Genomic DNA, 15848 nt, shown 5'->3' with positions numbered 1-15848 from the left:
GCTGTGTGCGTCTGTCATATTGCCGATGCCGCAAATGGCATCCGGTCAGTAGGATCGTCACTCTTTTCAATATCGAGGTTATGCATGACGCATCAGAGCCCGCGCGGTTTGCTGTTTATTGGCTTGAGCTTTAGCTGTGCAACCGCGCTGGCGCAATTGCCTGAATGCCAGGTCAAGTTCCCCGCTGGCGTAACGCGTGACTTGCCGCTGGCCGCGACGATCGAGACGCGTACGGTTGGGCTTTCCGGGCGCGACGATGTCGGCCGCGGCATGCTCTTCACCTGGCCCCAGGATGGCGTGCGCGAACTGTGGATGAAGGACACCCGCGTCGCCCTGTCCGCTGCGTTCGTCGATGCTGGGGAACGCGTGCGCAAGGTCGTCGATATGCGCCCTTATAGCCTGCAGCAGCACAGCTCCGATGAGCCGGTGCGCTACATCATCGAGGTCGCCCGCGGCGAGTTCGCAGCGCTTGGTGTGGTGGTCGGCAGCCATGTGGCGATCAGCTGTGAGCGCGCCGACGGCTGAGGCCGATGCTCGATCCTTTTGATCGGTAATTCGGCTGACGATCCCTTAGGCGCTGCTGTTACACTATCACCCCTCGCAAATCCGCATCCCTTCCGATACCAGGAGCATCCGGTGCCTGTCGTGTTCGTCGCCGCCTCCCAACTGCCGACTCCGTTCGGTGTGTTCACCATGCATGGCTTTCTTGAAGAGGCCACCGGCAAGGAGCATGTTGCGCTGACCTTCGGCAACGTTGCCGATGGCGAGCCAGTGCTGGGGCGCCTGCATTCCGAGTGCCTGACCGGCGATGCGCTGTTCAGCCTGCGCTGTGATTGCGGCTTTCAACTGGAAGGTGCGCTGCGCGCGATCTCCGAAGAAGGCCGTGGCGTGCTGCTGTACCTGCGTCAGGAAGGCCGCGGCATCGGGTTGCTCAACAAGATCCGCGCTTATGAGCTGCAGGACGGCGGCGCTGATACCGTCGAAGCCAATGAGCGACTGGGCTTTGGTGCCGACATGCGTGACTACGCGATCTGCCTGCCGATGCTGGAGCACCTGGGCATCACCTCCCTCAAGCTGATGACCAACAACCCGCGCAAGGTCAAAGCGCTCGGCGACATGGGCATCCCTGTAGCCACCCGCGTGCCGCTGCAGCTGGGGCACAACCCGCACAACAGCAAGTATTTGGCGACCAAGGCCGGCAAGCTCGGGCACATGCTCGGCAAGCTGCATCAGGGCGAGGTCGAGCGGCCTTGACCCGCGCCGCGGTCAAGCGCCGGTTGGCCCTGCTCTGGTGGCGGCAACTGGCACTGACCCTGGCGCCGCTGTTCCTGATCAATCTGCTGTTCGGTGCCGGGCGCCCGCCGGGCGTGCTGGCCATGCCGCTATTCATTGCCGGGCTGGCTTCGCTGTTCGTCAGCCTGCCGCTGTTCAGCGCCTACAAGCGCGCGTTGTTCTCCACTGTAAAAGCCCTGAATACCGCTGACGAGCCGGCCGCCTGGTTGACTCTGGCCGAGCGCCGGCGGCCGGCATTGCTGGGCGCCGGGCTGCCAGCCTGGATTGCCGCCCTTGCGGTGTTCGCGGGGCTGGAGGCGGTGCCGCAGATTCTGCTGGCGCTGGCCAGCGTCGTGGTGCTCTACCTCTATCGAATTCCCCGGCAGTTCTGATGCGCGGCGTGCTGCTCTCGCTGTTGTTACTGCAGGCGGCCTCACTGGCTGCTGCCGAGCGAGTGGTAAGCCTGGCACCGTCGCTGAGCGAAATCGTCCTCGAACTGGGCGCCTCCGACCTGCTGGTTGGCGTGCTCGATGGCGGCGAGCGCCCTGCAGCGCTGGCGCATGTGCCGTCCGTGGGGCGCTACGGGAATCTGGAAATGGAAACCCTGCTGGCTCTGCAGCCGGATCTGCTGCTGGTTTGGCCGGGCAGTGTCAGCGCTGCCCAACGCGAGCAATTGCAGGGCTTCGGTATTCCCATGTTGGTACTCGAGCCCGGCTCGTTGAATGAGCTGGCCCGGCAGTTTTTGCTGGTCGGCGATAGCCTCGGCCGGGCGCAAGCGGGCCAGCGCCTGCATGATCGTTTCCTCGCCGGGATTGAAGAACTGCGGGCACGTTATCGGCGTGATGAGCCGTTACCAGTGTTCTATCAGGTGTGGGATGCGCCGCTCTATACCATCGGTGGCAGGCAGATCATCAGCGATGCGCTACAGGTGTGCGGGGCGCGCAACGTGTTCGCTGAGCTGAACTTGCCCGCACCTCAGGTCAGCGTGGAGGCTGTGCTGCAGCGCGACCCGGCGTTGATCATCGCCGGGGATGCGCGCCAGTTGCTGGGCTGGAAGCGCTGGCCGCAACTCAGGGCGGTAAAAAGCGATCAGTTAGTGGTGTTGCCTGATAAAGGCCTTGAGCGACCCAGCTTTCAAATGCTGGCCGCCATGGCGGGGCTCTGCGAGTTGCTCGCGCCAGCCAGGTGATTGCCGTCAACACCTGCGCTCAAGTCGTGCGATGACACTGGTAAAGCGCGCCGGCAACTGGCAGATTGAACGCCTTCCCGTTTGTTGCAGACGTTATGAAAGTCCCTGCCTCTCCCTGGTTTTCCCTTGCCAGCGCCTTGATCGTTGGCGCCGCACTTCTATTGGTATTTCCCTTGAAGCTGCTGCCCAGCCTGTTGGCCGGGTTGCTGGTGTTCGAGTTGGTCAACCGCCTGGCGCGGCCTATGCAGCGCCTGCTGGCGGGCCATATGGGGCGTGTGCTGGCCGTTGGCGTGCTCAGCGTACTGGTGATCGCCGTGCTCGGTTTAATTTTCGCCGGTGGCTTTTCACTGCTGATGCACGAGCTCAATAACCCGGGGCGGATGATGGGCAAACTCCTCGGCGTGGTCGACCGCGCCCGCGAGCAACTGCCCGAAGCGCTGGTGGCCTACTTGCCGGCCAATGTCGATGACATCCGCGTCGCGCTACACGACTGGTTGCGTGGGCACATCAGCGAACTGCAACTGCTCGGCAAGGGCGCGGTGCACATGTTCGTCACCGTGCTGATCGGCATGATCCTTGGCGCGGTGATAGCCCTGCAGAGCGTACCGGACCCGGATCAACTCAGGCCGCTGGCCGGCGCCCTGCTGACTCGCGTGCAGCGCTTCGTCGAGGCGTTTCGCAATATCGTCTTTGCGCAGATCAAGATCTCGCTGCTCAACACCACCTTTACCGCGATCTTTCTGATTGGCGTGCTGCCGCTGTTCGGTGTGCATCTGCCTCTGACCAAAACGCTGATCCTGATTACCTTCATGGCTGGCCTGCTGCCAGTGGTCGGCAACTTGATCTCCAACACCGCGATCTTCGTGGTTGGCCTGTCGCTGTCGATCTGGGTGGCGCTGGGTGCGCTGGCTTACCTGATCGTGATCCACAAGGTCGAATACTTCCTCAACGCACGCATCGTCGGCGGGCAGATCAAGGCGCGGGCCTGGGAGCTGCTGCTGGTCATGTTGGTGTTCGAGGCCGCGTTCGGCATCGCCGGCCTGGTCGCCGCGCCGGTGTATTACGCCTACCTGAAAAGCGAGCTCAAGGCCCAGGGCTGGGTGTAGAACTGGCGTTACAGTGGCTGGCTGTGGCCTGGGTATCGCTACGCCCAACCCATGCTACGGGCTCAATCCAGACCACCGCTCATTCCGGCATTAGAGCACCACGCTGCCAGGTGTGAGCGCTGCTGTTTGCAGCGGCGCGCCAGGCGCTGCCGCGTTGGCCGATTTGTCCTGGCGGCTGAGCCGGCTGGCGGTCTTGTGCAGGTCGAGTACTAGCTGCGCCATTGATTGTGCTGCCTGCAGGGTTTCCCCGGCGCTTTGGCTGCTGTGCTCGGCGGCGCCAGTGATTGCCTGGGCCTGACCGTTGACGGCCTGCACCTGGCTCATTTGTAGCGTCATGGCCTGGCTGATCTGGCCGAGGCGATCCTGCATACCGGCCACTTCCTGCTTGATACGTTCCAGTGCCTCGTTAGCCTCACTCGAGCGGGCCACGCTGCTTTGTGCGGCCCGCTGGCAGCTGTACATTGCCGATTGGCTGTCGAGCGTTTGCTGGCGCACGCTGCCCAGCGTCGTGGCGATCTCCTGGGTTGCCTGTGCGGTGCGTCGGGCGAGGTTGCGAACTTCATCGGCTACCACGGCGAAACCGCGGCCGCTGTCACCAGCGCGAGCAGCCTCTATCGCGGCATTAAGTGCCAGCAGGTTGGTTTGATCGGCGATACCGCGGATCGCCTCGCTGATGTGCTGGATCTTCTCGGTTTGCCGGCTCAGGGCTTCGAGCGCCTGGCTCGATTGTTCGATACGGCCGGCCAGCTGAGCGACATCATCAGCATTGTGCTGCACGGCGCTGGCGCCCTTGCGCGTCATGCTCAGCGCCTGCTGCGAAGCGCTTTCGCTGTCGCGGATGTGCTGGGCGACCTGGCCGATGCTGTGGTTGACCTCAAGCATCGCGCGCGCCGTGGAGACTGCCGCAGCCTGGCCCTGAGCGGCGCATTGGCTGGCGTTGGTCGCGGTGCGCGTCAGCCCGGTCGAGGTATCGTGCAGCGCGCTGCCAGCCGTGACGATGCCCTGCATGGTGTGATCCATCTTGTCGACGAAGCTGTTCACCCAGCCGGCGAGTGTACCTGCTTCGTCACTGGCGAAGCGCTCCAGTACCAGGCGATTGCTCAGCGGTGCGCCACATTCGGCGGTGTCCAGAAAGAAGTCCGAGAGCGCCTGCAGCGAACGCGCTCGAGCACGCAGGCTGAATGCCCAGAATGCCAGCAGCAGCCCGCCAGCGGCGGCGAAGGTTAGCGGCGCGGCGTACTCGGGCAGCTGGCGCGTCAGCCACCACTGCAGGCCACCCAGAATGGCCAGGCCGGCCAGCAGCTGGCTGGCCAGCGAAAAGCTCAGGCTGCGCTGTCGGTAAACCTCTTCCAGATCGCCCTCGCACATCAGCCCCCAGGTGTCCGGTGAGCCAGGCAGGCGCAAGGTCAGCCCGGCGCCCACAACCGGCACGTGGCGGTAATCGGGGTAGCCGGGATAGAGCACGAACAGGTTGCTGCCATGGCGAATGGTTTCCCGCACGCCGGGGTGCAGTTCGCCCGTTGCCGGAGCAGTGAAGCGCAGCTCGAATTCGGTGTGTTTGCGCACCTTTACAGTGCCGAACGGCGTGGATATGCCCTGTTTGAGGTTGTCGCCACCGGTGAAAACATCGTCTTCGAAGCGTGAGCGGGACAGCGCGGTGCCTTGGGCAATCGCCGGGTTGTAGGCGCTTTGCACCATGAACAAGTAGTTGTCGCCGGAGTCGCGATAAACATGGCCGGCTTCGCGCTGGATCAGGTCGCTCATCACATCATTGGGAATACGTGCGCACAGGCAGCCGACGACCTGACCGGCGTGGCTTATCGGCTGATGGAACATCAGCGTAACGGCATCGTGAAATTTCGAGGTGGTGGCGCCTAGTTGCTGGGTCAGCTCATCGCTGTAAGGGCCGAGCAGAAACGGGCCGCGCAGGCCGGCGGCAAGCGCTTGGGCATCATAGCGTGCGCCCTGGTGTGGTGCGTGGGTGGACGCGACGATATGCCCTGTGGTGTCGAGCACGAACAGTTCGGAGACTTCGGGCATATACGTCAGTGCCCGCTGCAGGCTACCGGTTGCTATGGATGGCCAGGACGCGGTTATCCCGCTGCTGAGCACATCGAGTGCTTGCCAGTGCTGCTGGGTCCAGTTGAGCAGGAGATCGACTCGGGTCTGGGCCAGGCCGCTGAAGGTCTTTTCAACCCGCGCCCGCTGTCCTGCATTGAGCAGGCAGGCCCAGCGCATGGCAAATTTTCCGGCCTTGCCGAACCAGGGCAACCAGCGACGTTCGCTGCCGTGAAAGTCCATCTTGTGGCTACGCAGTTGCATACAAACTCCGGCCATCGATCGATGGTCCACATATGCCCAATTTCGGCGAGAAATTGATGCAAAATGTGAGCCGCTCGTCATCCCGGAGGTTGCGTATCCTCAGCTATTCAGGCGGGCGCGAATCGCCTTCTCAATGCCGGCTTCGTCCAAGCCGCACTCGGCGAGCATCTGCTCGGGGCGGGCATGCTCGACGTAGTAGTCGGGCAAGCCTAAGTGCAGCATCGGTTTGAGGGTGCCTTGGCCAGCGAGGAATTCGCTGACCGCGCTGCCGGCGCCGCCCATCACGCTGTTTTCTTCTATGGTCACCAACAGCTCGTGGCCCGCAGCCAGTTCGCTGACCAGCGCCTCGTCGAGGGGTTTGACGAAGCGCATATCGACCACCGTGGCGTCCATCGTTTCGCCAACGCGCAGGGCCTCACTCAGTTGTACGCCGAACACCAGCAGGGCGACGCCCTTGCCTTGACGACGCACCACGCCCTTGCCGATCGGCAGTGGCGTCAGTTTGCGGTCGATGGGCGCGTTCGGGCCGCTGCCGCGCGGGTAGCGCACCGCCGCCGGGCCAGTGAACTGGTAACCGGTGGTGAGCATGTGGTGCAGCTCGTTTTCATCGCTCGGCGTCATGATCAGCATGCCGGGGATGCAGCGCAGGTAGGAGAGGTCGAAGCTGCCCGCGTGAGTCGGGCCGTCTTCACCGACCAGACCGGCGCGGTCAATGGCGAACAGCACGTCGAGGTTCTGCACCGCGACGTCGTGTATCAGTTGATCGTAGGCGCGCTGCAGGAAGGTCGAGTAGATCGCCACCACCGGCTTGGCGCCTTCGCAGGCCATGCCGGCGGCGAGCGTTACCGCGTGCTGTTCGGCGATGGCCACGTCGAAGTAGCGATCCGGGTGGCGTTCGCTGAAGGCGACCAGATCGGAGCCTTCCTTCATCGCCGGGGTGATCGCCATCAGGCGTTCATCGCTGGCGGCCATTTCGCACAGCCACTGGCCGAATACGCTGGAATATTTCGGGCCGGACGGCGCCTTCACCTTGGCGGGCGCGTTGATCGGCTCCAGCTTGGTGATGGCGTGGTAGACGATCGGGTCGACTTCGGCGGGCGCGAAGCCCTTGCCCTTCTTGGTGACCACATGGAGGAACTGCAGGCCCTCCAGGTCGCGCATGTTGCGCAGGGTGGCCAGCAGGGTCGGCAGGTCGTGGCCGTCGATGGGGCCGATGTAGTTCCAGCCCAGCTCTTCGAACATGGTGCCCGAGACCAGCATGCCCTTGGCGTGCTCTTCGGTTTTGCGGGCGATTTCCCAGGCGCCAGGCAGCTTAGACAGCACTTTCTTGCTGCCCTCGCGCACGTTGGCGTAGGTACGGCTGGAAAGAATCTTGGCCAGGTAGTTGGACAGCCCGCCGACGTTCTTGGAGATCGACATGTCGTTGTCGTTGAGCACCACGAGCATGTTGGCTTTCACGTCGGCTGCATGGTTGAGCGCCTCGAAGGCCATGCCGGCGGTCAGTGCGCCGTCGCCGATCACCGCCACCGATTTGCGCTTGCTGCCCTGGCGCTGGGCGGCGATGGCCATGCCCAGTGCGGCGCTGATCGAGGTGCTGGAATGGCCGACGCCAAAGGTGTCGTACTCGCTTTCCGAGCGACGCGGAAAGGCGGCGATGCCGTCCTTCTGGCGCAGGCTGCCCATGCGCTCACGGCGGCCGGTGAGAATCTTGTGCGGGTAGGCCTGATGGCCGACGTCCCAGACGAGCCGGTCGTCCGGCGTGTCGAAGACGTAGTGCAGGGCGACGGTCAGTTCGATCACCCCGAGGCCGGCACCGAAATGCCCGCCGGTCTGGCCAACCGTATAAAGCAGGTACTGGCGCAGTTCATCCGCCAGGGTCTCCAGCTCGGCCTCACCAAGACGGCGCAATTCGTCCGGCGTGTTGGCACGGTCGAGCAGCGGCGTCAGCGGGCGTTCGCGGGGAATCTCGTGGAAAGTCGTCGGCATCAGGCGAGTCGTTATAAGAATTCGAAAATAGTGGGGCAGTCTACCTGATGCGATGACCCTAGCCCAAGGGAGGACTTGGGCATGGTTGCCGCAGCAGCGATGTCAGATAGACAGCGGTTCAGTTGCGCCGTTCGACGATATAGCGGGCCAGCTCGCGTAGCGGCTCGGCGGCCTCGCCGAATGGCTGCAGCGCGTGCAGCGCCTGGTCGCGCAGCTCCAGGGCGTAGGCCTTGGCGGCGTCCAGGCCGAGCAGGGCCGGGTAGGTGGGTTTGTCGTTCGCCTGATCCTTGCCCTGGGTCTTGCCCAGGGTCGCGGTATCGCTTTCCACGTCGAGGATGTCGTCCTGCACCTGGAAGGCCAGGCCGACCGCACGGGCGTAGGTGCTCAGGGCTGCCAGGGTCTGCTCGTCAGCTCGACCGCTGGCCAGGGCGCCGAGGCGCACGCTGGCTTCGATCAGTGCGCCGGTCTTGTGGCGGTGCATGACTTCCAGTGCTGGCTGTTGCAGTTGCTGGCCCACCGAACCGAGGTCAATGGCCTGACCGCCGACCATGCCGGCAGGCCCAGCGGCGTACGCCAGGGCCTGGAACATGCTCAGGCGAATCTCGGCGCTTTGCGGGTTGTGCTCCGTGCTGGCGAGCACCGCGAAGGCCATGCTCTGCAAGCCATCACCGGCGAGGATCGCGGTGGCTTCATCGAAGGCGATATGGGTGGTCGGCTGGCCGCGGCGCAGATCGTCGTCGTCCATCGCCGGCAGGTCGTCATGCACCAGCGAATAGGCGTGGATCAGCTCAACCGCACAGGCGGCGCCGTCGGCCTGCGCCGGTGCACCGCCGAGGGCTTCGCAGGCGGCGTAGGCGAGCAGCGGGCGTACCCGCTTGCCGCCGTTGAACACGCTGTAGCGCATGGCCGCATAGAGGCGCTCGAGCTCGGCACGTGGCGCTGCGAACAACGGCTCCAGAGCGGCGTCGACCTGCTTCTGGCAGCGCGCCTGGTAGGCGGCGATCATAGCGGCTCGTCCGTTTCGAATGGCGCCGCTTCCAGCGCGCCATCGCGCTCCAGGAGGATCTGCACCTTCTGCTCGGCCTGGGTCAGGGCAGCCTGGCATTCGCGGGTCAGGCCGATGCCCTGCTCGAAGGCGCTCAGTGACTCCTCCAGCGACAGCTCGCCGTTTTCCAGGCGCTCGACGATGGTTTGCAGTTCGGTGAGGGATTGCTCGAAGTCGAGCGCGGCTTTCTTGCGTGCCATGGTCAGCAGGTCTCAGGCGGGGTTCGCGGTCGCCGCGACACTAGCAGAGGGTTCTGTTGCGAGCAAATCGATCCGGGTGGGCGATTTGGATGGATATACAGTATTCTTCTGCCATCCATTTCCTGCTGGCCCAAGCCGATGCGTCTGTTTCTCTGCGAAAAGCCCTCCCAAGCCAAGGATATCGCCAGCGTGCTCGGTGCCACGCGGCGTGGCGATGGCTGCTGGCTGGGCAATGGCGTGACGGTAACCTGGTGCATCGGCCACCTGCTCGAAACCGCACCGCCGGATGCTTACGACGCACGCTACAAACGCTGGGTGCTGGACGACCTGCCCATCGTGCCGCAGCAGTGGAAGATGTGTATCAAGCCCAAGACCGCCGCGCAGTTCAAGGCGGTCAAGCGCCTGCTGGGGGAAGCCAGCGAGCTGGTGATCGCCACGGACGCCGACCGCGAGGGAGAAATGATCGCCCGCGAGTTGCTCGAGCATTGCCGCTACCGCGGGCCGATCCAGCGCCTGTGGCTGTCCGCACTGGACGACGCCTCGATTCGCAAGGCGCTGGCCGCGCTCAAGCCCGGCGCCAGCACCTACAACCTCTATCAGTCGGCACTTGGCCGCTCGCGGGCCGACTGGTTGATCGGCATGAACATGAGTCGCCTGTTCACCTTGCTCGGGCGCAAGTCCGGCTATCAGGGCGTGCTGCCAGTCGGCCGCGTGCAGACGCCGACCCTGCGTCTGGTGGTGGATCGTGACCGCAGCATCGCCGACTTCGTGCCCGTGCCGTTCTGGGCCATCGAGGTGACGCTCGACGGCAATGGCACGCCGTTCACCGCTGGGTGGCGCGCGCCCCAGGAGGATTGCGACGAGCAGGGCCGCTGCCTGAAGCAGGCGGTGGCGCAGCGCGCCGCCGAGGCCATGCAGAGCGCCGAGCATGCCGTGCTGAAAAAGTTGAAGACCGAACGCATGCGTGAAGCGCCGCCGTTGCTGTTCGATCTCGGTACCCTGCAGCAGGTATGTTCGAAGAAGCTCGGCCTGGGCGCCCAGGAAACCCTGGATATCGCCCAGAAACTCTACGAGACCGACAAGCTGATCACCTACCCGCGCAGCGATTGCGGCTACCTGCCGTTGAGCCAGCACGCCGAAGCGCCAGCTATCCTCGCAGCCTTGGGGCAGGCTGATCCCGCGCTGCGCGAGGTGTTGGCGCATACCCAGGCCGGGCGCCGTTCGAGGGCCTGGAACGATGCCAAGGTCAGCGCGCACCACGGCATCATCCCGACACTGGCGGCTGGTGCTCTGGCGCGGCTGAGCGGCCGGCCACGCGCCGTCTACGAGCTGATCCGCGCCCGCTACCTGGCGCAGTTTCTGCCCAACCACGAATACGATCGCACCCAGGCCGATTTCGATTGCGCCGGCCATGATCTGCGTGCCGTCGGCAAACAGATCGTCGAGCCTGGCTGGAAACGCGCATTACCCGAAGCCCTGGCACCTGCCAAGGGCCGCGAGGCTCCGGCCCCCCAGGCACTGCCTGCGTTAAGAGAAGGCCAGCAGTGCGCGGTGCGCGAGGTGACCCTCAAGGATCAGTTCACCCAGCCGCCCAAGCCATTCACCGAGGGCGACCTGATCCAGGCGATGAAGAACGTGGCGCGGCTGGTCGAGGACCCGCTGCTGAAGCAGAAGCTCAAGGACACCACCGGCATCGGCACCGAAGCCACCCGTGCCGGGATTATCCAGGGGTTGATCGACCGCGGTTACCTGAGCAAGCAGGGCAAGGCACTGGCGGCCACCTCGGCGGCGTTCGGGCTGATCGATGCGGTACCGCGGGCAATTGCCGACCCCGGCACCACGGCGATCTGGGAGCAGGCACTGGACATGGTGCAGAGTGGCGAGATGCCGCTTGAGGAGTTCGTCGCCAAGCAGTCGGCCTGGATGGGCAGGCAGGTCGAGCGTTGCCGTGGCCTGCAACTGACCATCAGCGGCCCGCCGCCTGGCGGCAAGCCGGCGTGGAAGGGCAAGCGCAAAGGTGGTACCCCGCGCAAGAAAGCTGCCCCGGCCAAGCGTGCAGGCGCTGGCGCCGTAAGGGCGAAGTCGAAGTAAGTGATCGTTGGCGGCGCAGGCGTTCCTGTGCCGTTCGGTAGGATGTGGGAGCGGGCGGGGAGACCCAGGCCATGCCCGCGATTCGCGCGCATGGCGCGCTCCTACAAAGGCAGGGTAGGCCGCCGGCCGTTCCTACCTTGTTGGCTCAACACACTCGAATAAGGCGGGCCTTGTAGGATGGGTGCAACCCATCAAATTTCGATGGGTTACACCCATCCTACGGCTTTCTTATCCACCATCACCGTCGCCAGGCGGTGGGCGGATGAAGCGTCGTTCACCCTACGGATGACGCCATCGCCGCGCATTGGTGTCAGCGCCAGCAACATCTGGGTGATGCCACCCATCTGCTCGTCGTACGAGCAGAGTATTCCCAAATGTAAATTTTCCGTTACCATCCGGCCCCGTTGAATTTAACGAACGGGTTTCATTCGCCTGGGCGAGGGCGGATTTAATCGCCTTAGTGGCTGTCTCTAAAGGGATTGTCACCTGCTGGTGGCGCTGGTTTCAGCGGCGAAAGTCGAGCTGAAAAGGGCCTGGTTTCGAGCGAGTTGTGGAGTAAAACGAACATTCAAATTGGTGCGCCGGCGTTTTTTCAGGCAGCACCGCTGCGGTAAATGGCTCGGCAGTCAGGGTGATGACGGAGCTTTCTCTGCTTCAACCGGATGGATTTCGGCAAGGAACTGTCTCCCGAAACCGGTTCGCCGGATCCGGAAACGCTCACATGGAATGCGATCACGCAGCGAAGCCTGCTGGCGCGCCGCCTGGCGGTATGGGCTGCGGCCTGGCTTCAACTGTTTCCAGCAAAATCAATAAGAGGTAGTCCTTCTATGGATGCGGTATCAGCCGAACAGGCAAAGCAGGAGCCTGAGAGCAAGCTCAGTGCGTCATTGAAGCCCCGGCACCTCACCATGATGTCCATCGCCGGCGTGATCGGCGGGGCATTGTTCGTCGGCTCCGGCAGCGTGATCCACAGCGCGGGGCCGGCAGCGGTACTGGCCTATCTGGCAGGCGGCATCCTGGTGGTGCTGATCATGCGCATGCTCGGTGAGATGGCCACGTCCTCGCCGGACACCGGCTCGTTTTCCACCTACGCCGAGCGCGCCATCGGCCGCTGGGCCGGCTTCACCATCGGTTGGTTGTACTGGTGGTTCTGGGTCATCCTGATGGCCTGGGAAGCCTACGTGGCGGGCACCATTCTCAACGGCTGGTTCCCGGAGATTAGCGTCAACGTCTTCGTGCTGGCGGCCACCCTGGTGCTGATCAGCATCAACTTCTTCAACGTCAAACACTACGGCGAATTCGAGTTCTGGTTCGCGCTGATCAAGGTGGTGGCGATTATCTGCTTCCTGGCGGTGTGCAGCCTGGCGGTGCTCAGTCTGTGGCCGACCGGCGAGGTACGCGGCTTCAGCAACCTGACCGCCCAGGGCTTCATGCCCAACGGCATCGAGTCCGTGGTGGTGGCCATTCTCGGCGTGATGTTCGCCTTCCTCGGCGCCGAGATCGTCACCATCGCCGCATCGGAAGCCAAGGATCCGGCCAACCAGATCGTCAAGGCAACCAACTCGGTGGTCTGGCGCGTGTGCCTGTTCTATATCGGCTCGATCTTCCTGATCGTCTGCCTGGTGCCCTGGAACGACCCGCAGATGGCGCAGTCCGGTTACGGCTCCTACCGCCGTACCCTGGAGCTGCTGGGCATTCCGTACGCCGAACTGGTGATGAACTTCGTGGTGCTGACCTCGGTGAGCAGCTGCATGATCTCGGCGCACTACACCGCCTCGCGCATGCTGTTCTCGCTGTCCACCCGTGGTGATGCACCGCGCTTCCTGAAGATCACCCGTTCGGGTACCGGCGTACCGGTGTTCGCGATCATCGCCTCGTGCTCGGTGGCGGTGTTCGTGGCGCTGATCAACTTCAACGAAACCCTGCGCCCGAAAGACGTGCTCGACACCCTGATGAACACCACCGGCATGATCGCCCTCTTGGTGTACCTGGTGATCGCCTTCTCGCAACTGCGGATGCGCCGCAAGCTGGAAGCCGAGAGCCAGGACATCCGCCTGAAAATGTGGCTGTTCCCCTGGCTGACCTACCTGGTGATCCTGTTCATCGTTGGCTCCCTGGTGACCATGGCGTTCGTCGAGGAGTATCAGGTGCTGGTCATCTCCACCGGCGCGGCTGCGGCCGTGGTGGTGGCGCTGGGTGTGCTGGTTCACAAGCGTGCAGCGAGGAATCTCGCGCGCTGATCGTTCAGGTATGATCGGCCACGAGGGGGGCACTCATCGAGTGCGCCCCTTTTTAATAGCCATCGTTCATAGGCAAGGGAAGCAGATGAAAGAGTACAAGGTCGTCATCTATCAGGAAGGCATGCTGGGTTCGCTGGTGCTTGGCGCCTCCAAGGTCAACCCGCTGCGTTTCACCGAATTCCTCAACCGCAACGCCCGCGAAGGCTGGCGCGTGGTGACCATGGAAAAGGACATCCGCCGCATGTTGCTGCTGTGGCGCCGCGAGGCCTACGTGGTTGTGATGGAAAAGGACGTATGAGATTCGCCGGTGTCGGTGCGCTGCTGATTTTCATCGGCTGGTCGTTGCTGGCAATCGTGCAGCTGTGGGCTGACGTGCTGTCGAGTGAGCACTTTCTCAAGGTGACCCTCACCGCGGGCATCCTGCTGCTGGTGCTGATGGCCGTGCGCAGCTACTGCGCCGACCGCAAGCTCAAGGATGACGGCTTTCTCGACGGCTGATGCCTCCTGGGCGAAGGCCAGACAGCCCGCTGCAGCCCTGCTGCCGCGGGCTGTTTTGCATCAGTGCGAGTGACGCGGCATGCCGCCGCTGCGCGCGATGATGCGCATGTGCAGGGTGGCCGGCTCCAGACAGCCGCCGGTGGAGAGCTGGCCGACCAGCTGGCGATACAGCTCCTGCCACGGTGTTTGCGAGGCCGGGTAGCTCGGCTTCCAGGCGGCGCGACGACGCTGCATCTCCTCGTCGTCGATCAGCAGGTTCACCGAGCGGGCGTTGAGGTCGACGCGCAGCACGTCGTTGGTCTGCAGCAGCGCCAGGCCGCCGCCCACCGCCGCTTCCGGCGACATGTTGAGGATCGACGGACTGGCCGAGGTGCCGCTCTGCCGGCCGTCGCCCAGGCATGGCAGCGAGGTCACGCCCTGTTTAATCAGCGCTGCCGGCGGGTCCATGTTGACCACTTCGGCGCTGCCCGGATAACCCACCGGCCCGGCGCCACGTACCACCAGAATGCAGCGCTCGTCGATATCCAGCGACGGGTCGTTGATGCGGGCGTGGTAGTCCTCGGGGCCCTCGAACACGATGGCCCGCGCCTCGAAGCTGTTCTCCTTGCCCGGCTCGGACAGGTAGGTCTTGCGGAAGGCTTCGCCGACCACCGACATCTTCATGATCGCGCTATCGAAGAAGTTGCCGCTGAGCACGATGAAGCCCGCGCTGTGCTTGAGCGGTTCGTCATAGGGCAGGATCACCTCGCGGTTGCCGGTCACCTTGTCGGCAACGATCTCACCGATGCGCCGGCCGCTGACCGTCATGCAGTCTTCGTGCAGGCGCCCGGCTTTCTGCAGTTCGTGCATCACCGCCGGCACGCCACCCGCGTGGTGGAAGCCTTCACCCAGGTACTTGCCGGCCGGCATGCAGTTGACCAGCAGCGGCACGCTCTCGCCGATGCGCTGCCAGTCTTCGAGGCTCAGCTCGATGCCCATGTGCCGGGCGATGGCGATCAGGTGCGGCGGGCAGTTGCTCGACGCGCCGAGTGCCGAGGCCACGGCGATGGCGTTCTCGAACGCTGGGCGGGTCATGATCTGCGAGGGGCGCACGTCCTGCATCACCAGCTCGCAGATGCGTTTGCCGGTGGCGTAGGCCATCTGCCCGCGCTCGCGGTAGGGCGCGGGGATGCTGGCGCAGCCGGTCAGCGACATGCCCAGCGCTTCGGCCAGGGCGTTCATCGACAGGGCCGTGCCCATGGTGTTGCAGTGGCCCACCGACGGCGAGGCGGCGGTGGTCATTTCCATGAAGCCTTCGTAGTCGATCTCGCCGGCGGCCATCAGCTTGCGTGCATGCCAGAGCACGGTGCCCGAGCCGATCAGTTCGCCCTTGTGGTGGCCGTCGAGCATCGGCCCGCCGGACAGCACGATGGCCGGCAGGTCGGTGGTGGCGGCGGCCATCAGGCAGGCGGGGGTGGTCTTGTCGCAGCCGGTGGTCAGCACCACGCCGTCGAGCGGGTAGCCATGCAGAATTTCCACCAGGCCCAGGTAAGCCAGGTTGCGATCCAGCGCAGCGGTGGGCCGGCGGCTTTGCTCGGCGATCGGGTGCACCGGGAATTCCATGGGAATGCCGCCGGCATCGCGGATGCCGGCCTTGACCCGCTGGGCCAGCTCGATGTGGTGGCGGTTGCAGGGTGTCAGGTCGCTGCCGGTCTGGGCGATGCCGATGATCGGCCGGCCCGACTGCAGCTCGGCGCGGGTCAGCCCGTAGTTCATGTAGCGCTCGACGTAGATGGCGGTCATGTCGGCGTGGTCGGGATCATCGAACCACTGCTGGCTGCGCAGCGGGCGTTTGGGGTCGGTCATGATGGGTTTCTCTTGTTCTTGAATGAGTCGCGTGGCGCTGGGGCTGTCAGCTCA

The 15848-nt window shown here is 64.1% G+C and carries 15 protein-coding genes; 9 read left to right on the top strand and 6 right to left on the bottom strand.

The annotated features are described in order from the left end of the window. Nucleotides 1–84: 84 nt before the first annotated feature. The 5 genes from BUC40_RS02610 (at nucleotide 85) to BUC40_RS02590 (ending at nucleotide 3567) form a co-directional block, all read left to right on the top strand. Nucleotides 85–525: a DUF192 domain-containing protein gene (locus BUC40_RS02610; protein ID WP_073262315.1), complete on the top strand. Its 441-nt coding sequence runs from the start codon at nucleotides 85–87 to the stop codon at nucleotides 523–525. 111 nt (nucleotides 526–636) lie between these two features. Next, the gene (gene ribA, locus BUC40_RS02605) at nucleotides 637–1254 is read left to right on the top strand and encodes a GTP cyclohydrolase II (protein ID WP_073262314.1); all 618 of its coding nucleotides are present in this window, start codon (nucleotides 637–639) and stop codon (nucleotides 1252–1254) included. Further along, complete coding sequence (locus tag BUC40_RS02600; RefSeq protein WP_073262313.1) at nucleotides 1251–1664, top strand: MFS transporter; 414 nt, start codon at nucleotides 1251–1253, stop codon at nucleotides 1662–1664. Before ribA ends, BUC40_RS02600 begins: the two co-directional genes overlap by 4 nt. Further along, complete coding sequence (locus BUC40_RS02595; RefSeq protein WP_073262312.1) at nucleotides 1664–2461, top strand: helical backbone metal receptor; 798 nt, start codon at nucleotides 1664–1666, stop codon at nucleotides 2459–2461. Before BUC40_RS02600 ends, BUC40_RS02595 begins: the two co-directional genes overlap by 1 nt. A 95-nt stretch (nucleotides 2462–2556) precedes the next feature. Beyond that, on the top strand, nucleotides 2557–3567 hold the full coding sequence (locus BUC40_RS02590) for an AI-2E family transporter (RefSeq protein ID WP_073262311.1): 1011 nt from the start codon (nucleotides 2557–2559) through the stop codon (nucleotides 3565–3567). A gap of 90 nt (nucleotides 3568–3657) precedes the next feature. Here the strand turns inward: BUC40_RS02590 and BUC40_RS02585 are convergent, their stop codons facing one another. The 4 genes from BUC40_RS02585 to BUC40_RS02570 form a co-directional block, all read right to left on the bottom strand. Continuing rightward, nucleotides 3658–5889, bottom strand: coding sequence for a methyl-accepting chemotaxis protein (locus BUC40_RS02585; protein WP_073262310.1), 2232 nt, complete (start codon nucleotides 5887–5889; stop codon nucleotides 3658–3660). Between the two features lie 99 nt (nucleotides 5890–5988). After that, the gene (gene dxs, locus BUC40_RS02580; protein WP_073262309.1) at nucleotides 5989–7875 is read right to left on the bottom strand and encodes a 1-deoxy-D-xylulose-5-phosphate synthase; all 1887 of its coding nucleotides are present in this window, start codon (nucleotides 7873–7875) and stop codon (nucleotides 5989–5991) included. Between the two features lie 118 nt (nucleotides 7876–7993). After that, nucleotides 7994–8881, bottom strand: coding sequence for a (2E,6E)-farnesyl diphosphate synthase (gene ispA / locus BUC40_RS02575; protein ID WP_073262308.1), 888 nt, complete (start codon nucleotides 8879–8881; stop codon nucleotides 7994–7996). Next, nucleotides 8878–9120 (bottom strand): exodeoxyribonuclease VII small subunit, encoded by a 243-nt coding sequence (locus BUC40_RS02570; RefSeq protein ID WP_013792851.1) that lies wholly within the window; start codon nucleotides 9118–9120, stop codon nucleotides 8878–8880. The genes ispA and BUC40_RS02570 overlap by 4 nt, the downstream gene beginning before the upstream one ends. A gap of 138 nt (nucleotides 9121–9258) precedes the next feature. Between BUC40_RS02570 and BUC40_RS02565 the strand changes: the two genes are divergently transcribed. Then, nucleotides 9259–11211: a DNA topoisomerase III gene (locus BUC40_RS02565; RefSeq protein ID WP_073262307.1), complete on the top strand. Its 1953-nt coding sequence runs from the start codon at nucleotides 9259–9261 to the stop codon at nucleotides 11209–11211. A 206-nt stretch (nucleotides 11212–11417) separates the two neighbouring features. Here the strand turns inward: BUC40_RS02565 and BUC40_RS22860 are convergent, their stop codons facing one another. Next, nucleotides 11418–11555, bottom strand: coding sequence for a hypothetical protein (locus tag BUC40_RS22860; protein ID WP_167369130.1), 138 nt, complete (start codon nucleotides 11553–11555; stop codon nucleotides 11418–11420). A 483-nt stretch (nucleotides 11556–12038) separates the two neighbouring features. Between BUC40_RS22860 and BUC40_RS02555 the strand changes: the two genes are divergently transcribed. From BUC40_RS02555 to BUC40_RS02545, 3 genes are all read left to right on the top strand, one after another. Continuing rightward, a complete protein-coding gene (locus BUC40_RS02555; RefSeq protein ID WP_073262303.1) occupies nucleotides 12039–13451 on the top strand; it encodes an amino acid permease in 1413 nt (470 codons plus the stop codon). 85 nt (nucleotides 13452–13536) lie between these two features. Then, nucleotides 13537–13749 (top strand): DUF4177 domain-containing protein, encoded by a 213-nt coding sequence (locus BUC40_RS02550; protein ID WP_073262301.1) that lies wholly within the window; start codon nucleotides 13537–13539, stop codon nucleotides 13747–13749. Then, nucleotides 13746–13949 (top strand): hypothetical protein, encoded by a 204-nt coding sequence (locus BUC40_RS02545; RefSeq protein WP_073262299.1) that lies wholly within the window; start codon nucleotides 13746–13748, stop codon nucleotides 13947–13949. The genes BUC40_RS02550 and BUC40_RS02545 overlap by 4 nt, the downstream gene beginning before the upstream one ends. A gap of 60 nt (nucleotides 13950–14009) precedes the next feature. Here BUC40_RS02545 and BUC40_RS02540 read toward each other — a convergent pair whose 3' ends face one another. Next, nucleotides 14010–15794, bottom strand: a complete 1785-nt coding sequence (locus BUC40_RS02540) for an IlvD/Edd family dehydratase (RefSeq protein ID WP_073262297.1) — start codon at nucleotides 15792–15794, stop codon at nucleotides 14010–14012. Between the last annotated feature and the right edge of the window lie 54 nt (nucleotides 15795–15848).

Origin of the sequence: Phytopseudomonas punonensis (genome assembly GCF_900142655.1) — a bacterium.
Taxonomy (GTDB): domain Bacteria; phylum Pseudomonadota; class Gammaproteobacteria; order Pseudomonadales; family Pseudomonadaceae; genus Aquipseudomonas; species Aquipseudomonas punonensis.
This window is presented reverse-complemented; position numbering and strand designations above follow the sequence as displayed.

Bases quoted from the DNA above. Each gene is read 5' to 3' on its own strand.
- BUC40_RS02610 (WP_073262315.1), top strand. From the start codon at position 85: ATGACGCATCAGAGCCCGCGCGGTTTGCTGTTTATTGGCTTGAGCTTT.
- BUC40_RS02595 (WP_073262312.1), top strand. From the start codon at position 1,664: ATGCGCGGCGTGCTGCTCTCGCTGTTGTTACTGCAGGCGGCCTCACTG.
- BUC40_RS02590 (WP_073262311.1), top strand. From the start codon at position 2,557: ATGAAAGTCCCTGCCTCTCCCTGGTTTTCCCTTGCCAGCGCCTTGATC.
- BUC40_RS02585 (WP_073262310.1), bottom strand. From the start codon at position 5,889: ATGCAACTGCGTAGCCACAAGATGGACTTTCACGGCAGCGAACGTCGC.
- dxs (WP_073262309.1), bottom strand. From the start codon at position 7,875: ATGCCGACGACTTTCCACGAGATTCCCCGCGAACGCCCGCTGACGCCG.
- ispA (WP_073262308.1), bottom strand. From the start codon at position 8,881: ATGATCGCCGCCTACCAGGCGCGCTGCCAGAAGCAGGTCGACGCCGCT.
- BUC40_RS02570 (WP_013792851.1), bottom strand. From the start codon at position 9,120: ATGGCACGCAAGAAAGCCGCGCTCGACTTCGAGCAATCCCTCACCGAA.
- BUC40_RS02565 (WP_073262307.1), top strand. From the start codon at position 9,259: ATGCGTCTGTTTCTCTGCGAAAAGCCCTCCCAAGCCAAGGATATCGCC.
- BUC40_RS22860 (WP_167369130.1), bottom strand. From the start codon at position 11,555: ATGGGTGGCATCACCCAGATGTTGCTGGCGCTGACACCAATGCGCGGC.
- BUC40_RS02555 (WP_073262303.1), top strand. From the start codon at position 12,039: ATGGATGCGGTATCAGCCGAACAGGCAAAGCAGGAGCCTGAGAGCAAG.
- BUC40_RS02550 (WP_073262301.1), top strand. From the start codon at position 13,537: ATGAAAGAGTACAAGGTCGTCATCTATCAGGAAGGCATGCTGGGTTCG.
- BUC40_RS02545 (WP_073262299.1), top strand. From the start codon at position 13,746: ATGAGATTCGCCGGTGTCGGTGCGCTGCTGATTTTCATCGGCTGGTCG.
- BUC40_RS02540 (WP_073262297.1), bottom strand. From the start codon at position 15,794: ATGACCGACCCCAAACGCCCGCTGCGCAGCCAGCAGTGGTTCGATGAT.